General features: G+C 61.7%; 9 protein-coding genes. All 9 read left to right on the top strand.

Annotated elements, in window-relative coordinates:
- Positions 1-555: 50S ribosomal protein L4 (rplD, locus tag AC1VAN_RS14335; RefSeq protein WP_480986042.1), on the top strand; the 555-nt coding region annotated here is incomplete at its 5' end.
- Positions 552-851, top strand: coding sequence for a 50S ribosomal protein L23 (gene rplW / locus AC1VAN_RS14340; RefSeq protein WP_025879303.1), 300 nt, complete (start codon positions 552-554; stop codon positions 849-851). The genes rplD and rplW, both read left to right, overlap by 4 nt.
- Before the next feature lie 10 nt (positions 852-861).
- Positions 862-1689 (top strand): 50S ribosomal protein L2, encoded by an 828-nt coding sequence (gene rplB / locus AC1VAN_RS14345; RefSeq protein ID WP_025879304.1) that lies wholly within the window; start codon positions 862-864, stop codon positions 1687-1689.
- 6 nt (positions 1690-1695) lie between these two features.
- Complete coding sequence (gene rpsS, locus AC1VAN_RS14350; protein WP_004145340.1) at positions 1696-1965, top strand: 30S ribosomal protein S19; 270 nt, start codon at positions 1696-1698, stop codon at positions 1963-1965.
- Between the two features lie 12 nt (positions 1966-1977).
- The gene (gene rplV, locus AC1VAN_RS14355; protein ID WP_004145348.1) at positions 1978-2313 is read left to right on the top strand and encodes a 50S ribosomal protein L22; all 336 of its coding nucleotides are present in this window, start codon (positions 1978-1980) and stop codon (positions 2311-2313) included.
- Positions 2314-2331: 18 nt separating this feature from the next.
- Positions 2332-3066: a 30S ribosomal protein S3 gene (gene rpsC, locus AC1VAN_RS14360; RefSeq protein ID WP_004145350.1), complete on the top strand. Its 735-nt coding sequence runs from the start codon at positions 2332-2334 to the stop codon at positions 3064-3066.
- 5 nt (positions 3067-3071) lie between these two features.
- Positions 3072-3485, top strand: a complete 414-nt coding sequence (rplP, locus tag AC1VAN_RS14365; RefSeq protein WP_025879305.1) for a 50S ribosomal protein L16 — start codon at positions 3072-3074, stop codon at positions 3483-3485.
- Positions 3485-3670: a 50S ribosomal protein L29 gene (gene rpmC / locus AC1VAN_RS14370; protein ID WP_025879306.1), complete on the top strand. Its 186-nt coding sequence runs from the start codon at positions 3485-3487 to the stop codon at positions 3668-3670. Before rplP ends, rpmC begins: the two co-directional genes overlap by 1 nt.
- An 11-nt stretch (positions 3671-3681) precedes the next feature.
- The coding region (rpsQ, locus tag AC1VAN_RS14375; RefSeq protein WP_480986043.1) for a 30S ribosomal protein S17 at positions 3682-3903 on the top strand (222 nt) is incomplete at its 3' end.

Genomic DNA, 3903 nt, shown 5'->3' on the forward strand with positions numbered 1-3903 from the left:
GTGTTCGGTCGCGATTTCAGCGAAGATCTGGTTCACCAGGTTGTCGTTGCTTACCGCAACGCCGGTCGCGCCGGCACCAAGGCGCAGAAGACTCGCTCCGAAGTGGCAGGTACCACCAAGAAGTCGAAGAAGCAGAAGGGCGGCGGCGCGCGTCATGGCGCACTGACGGCTCCGATCTTCGTCGGCGGCGGTGTCACCTTCGCGGCAAAGCCGCGCAGCTTCGAGCAGAAGGTCAATCGTAAGCAGTACCGTGCCGCCATGTGCGCGATCCTGTCCGAGCTGAACCGTCAGGGCCGTCTGACCATCGTGGAGTCCTTCGATGTCGAAGCGACCAACACGAAGGCTCTGATCGCCAAGCTGGCCGGCCTGGAAGTGGGCAAGCGCCCGCTGATCGTCACTGAAGAAGCCTCCGAGCACCTGTACCTGTCGGCTCGCAACATTCCCTACGTGGAAGTGCGTGACGTCCAGGGCCTGGATCCGGTGTCGCTGGTCGGTGCCGACACGGTCGTCATCACCGCTGACGCGGTCAAGAAGGTCGAGGAGTGGCTGGCATGAACAGCAACGAAAAAATCTTCAGCGTGCTGCTCGCCCCGCGTGTCTCCGAAAAGACCGCGCGCCTGCAGGAACTCTCCAATCAGTACGTCTTCGAAATTTCGAACGAAGCCACCAAGGCCGATGTAAAGGCCGCGGTTGAGCAGCTGTTCGACGTCAAGGTCGAAGCAGTCAACGTGGTCAACGTCAAGGGCAAGAACAAGTCCTTCCGTAACCGCGCTGGCCGCCGCGGCGATTGGCGCAAGGCGTACGTTCGCCTGGCCGACGGCCAGTCGATCGATGTAACGGCCAAGGCCTGAGGTACATCCCATGCCATTGATGAAATTCAAGCCCACTTCTCCCGGTCGCCGTTCGGCCGTGCGCGTGGTTACTCCCGACCTGCACAAGGGCGCTCCGCACGCTCCGCTGGTCGAGTCGCAGAGCCGTTCCGGTGGTCGTAACCACCACGGCCGCATCACCGTGCGTCACGTCGGTGGTGGCCACAAGCAGCACTACCGCCTGATTGACTTCAAGCGCAACAAGCTGGGCATCCCGGCGCGCGTGGAACGCATCGAATACGATCCGAACCGCACCGCGCACATCGCCCTGCTGTGCTACGTCGACGGCGAGCGTCGCTACATCATCGCCCCGAAGGGTCTGAAGGCTGGCGATCAGGTGATCGCTGGTTCGGATGCTCCGATCAAGGCGGGCAACACCCTGCCGCTGCGCAACATCCCGGTCGGTACCACCATCCACTGCATCGAGCTGAAGCCGGGCAAGGGCGCTCAGATCGCTCGCGCTGCAGGTGCTGCCGTGCAGCTGGTTGCTCGTGAAGGCATCTACGCCACCCTGCGCCTGCGCTCGGGTGAGATGCGCAAGGTTCCGGTTGAGTGCTGCGCGACCATCGGCGAAGTCGGCAACGACGAGCACAGCCTGGAAAAGCTGGGCAAGGCCGGTGCCAARCGCTGGCGYGGCGTYCGCCCRACCGTTCGTGGTGCTGCCATGAACCCGGTTGACCACCCRCACGGTGGTGGTGAGGCGAAGGCCGGCCAGGGTAACCCGCATCCGGTCACCCCGTGGGGTGTTCCGACCAAGGGTTACAAGACGCGCCATAACAAGCGCACTCAGCAGTTCATCGTCCGCGATCGTAGGGGCTAATCGACCATGGCACGTTCACTCAAGAAGGGCCCGTTTGTCGATCACCACCTGGTTGCTAAGGTGGCTGCCGCTGCGGGTAGCAAGCGTCCGATCAAGACCTGGTCGCGTCGTTCGATGATCCTGCCTGACATGGTAGGCGTCACCATTGCCGTGCATAACGGCAAGAACCACATCCCGGTTCTCGTCAACGAGAACATGGTCGGCCACAAGCTCGGCGAATTTGCCATCACCCGGACCTTCAAGGGTCACGGTGGTGACAAGAAGTCGGGCAAGTAAGGAGAGATGACAATGGAAGCGAAAGCCATCCTGCGCACCGCGCGCATCTCCCCGCAGAAGGCACGTCTGGTCGCTGACCAGGTGCGCGGTCTGCCGGCCGAGCGTGCCGTCAACCTGCTGAAGTTCTCGGACAAGAAGGCTGCCCACCTGATCAAGAAGGTGGTGGAGTCGGCTATTGCAAATGCCGAGAACAACCAGGGCGCCGACGTCGACGAGCTGAAGGTTCAGACCATCATGGTAGATGAAGGTCCGACCCTGAAGCGTTTCATGGCGCGGGCGAAAGGCCGCGGTACCCGCATCCTCAAGCGCACCAGCCACATCACTGTGGTTGTGGGCGCCGCCAAGTAAGCGGATAAGGAAAAGACCATGGGTCATAAAGTTCATCCGATTGGTATCCGCCTCGGYATTTCCAAGGACTGGAACTCCAAGTGGTACGCCAACAAGGCCGAGTTCGCTGGTTACCTGGCAGCCGACCTGAAAGTGCGCGAAATGCTGCGCAAGAAGCTGGCGCAGGCCGGCATCAGCAAGATCCTGATCGAGCGTCCGGCAAAGACCGCTCGCGTGACGATCCACACCGCCCGTCCGGGCGTGGTGATCGGCAAGCGCGGTGAGGACATCGAGAAGCTGCGCAAGGAAGTGAGCGAGATGATGGGCGTCCCGGCGCACATCAACGTCACCGAAGTGCGCAAGCCCGAGCTGGACGCACAGCTGGTTGCCGAATCGATCGCGCAGCAGCTGGAGCGTCGCATCATGTTCCGCCGCGCMATGAAGCGCTCGGTCGGCAACGCGATGCGCCTGGGTGCCCTGGGCATCAAGGTCAACGTCGGTGGCCGCCTCAACGGTGCAGAAATCGCCCGTTCGGAGTGGTACCGCGAAGGCCGCGTGCCGCTGCACACCCTGCGTGCCGACATCGACTATGGCTTCGCTGAAGCCAAGACGACCTACGGCATCATCGGCATCAAGGTCTGGATCTACAAGGGCGAGGTCTTCGATTTCTCCCAGGTTGGCCAGGAAAAGCAGGACGACACCCCGTCGCGCAACGATCGTCATGATCGCGGCGACCGCGGTGACCGTCAGCGCCCGGCTCGTGAAGCGAGGTAACGACAATGTTGCAACCCAAGCGAACCAAGTACCGCAAGGTGCACAAGGGCCGTAACGAAGGCCTCAGCTGGAGCGCAAACGCTGTCAGCTTTGGCGAGTACGGCCTGAAGGCAACCGCCCACGGTCAGCTGACCGCGCGTCAGATCGAAGCGGCTCGCCGTTCGATCAGCCGCTACGTGAAGCGCGGCGGCAAGATGTGGATCCGAGTGTTCCCCGACAAGCCCATCACCAAGAAGCCCATCGAAGTTCGAATGGGTTCGGGTAAGGGCAACGTGGAATACTGGGTGGCCCAGATCCAGCCCGGCCGCATGATCTATGAAATCGAGGGTGTTACCGAGGAAGTGGCACGCGAGGCGTTCCGCCTGGCCGCTGCCAAGCTCTCGGTCACCACCACTTTCGTGACCCGGACGGTGCGCTGATGGATATCAAAACTCTCCGTGAAAAGTCGGCTGACGACCTCAAGGCCCACCTGATCGACCTGCGTAAGGAACAGTTCTCTGTCCGTATGCAGCAGGTCACCGGCCAGCTGCCGAAGACACACGACATCCGCCGGGTGCGTCGCGAAATTGCTCGCGTCAAGACCCTGCTCGGCAGCACGAAGTAAGGATGGCCGCTATGAGCGACAATACTGAAAACAAAGCGCTGCGCACGGTCGAAGGCCGTGTCGTCAGCAACAAGATGGACAAGACGGTTACCGTCCTGGTCGAGCGTCAGGTCAAGCACGCACTGTACGGCAAGTACATCAAGCGCTCGACGAAGCTGCACGCCCACGATGCCGACAACGCCTGCAAGGAAGGCGATGTCGTCCGCGTGACCGAGATTGCTCCGATGTCCAAG

It is taken from the genome of Stenotrophomonas sp. 05L44_2 (genome assembly GCF_056665995.1).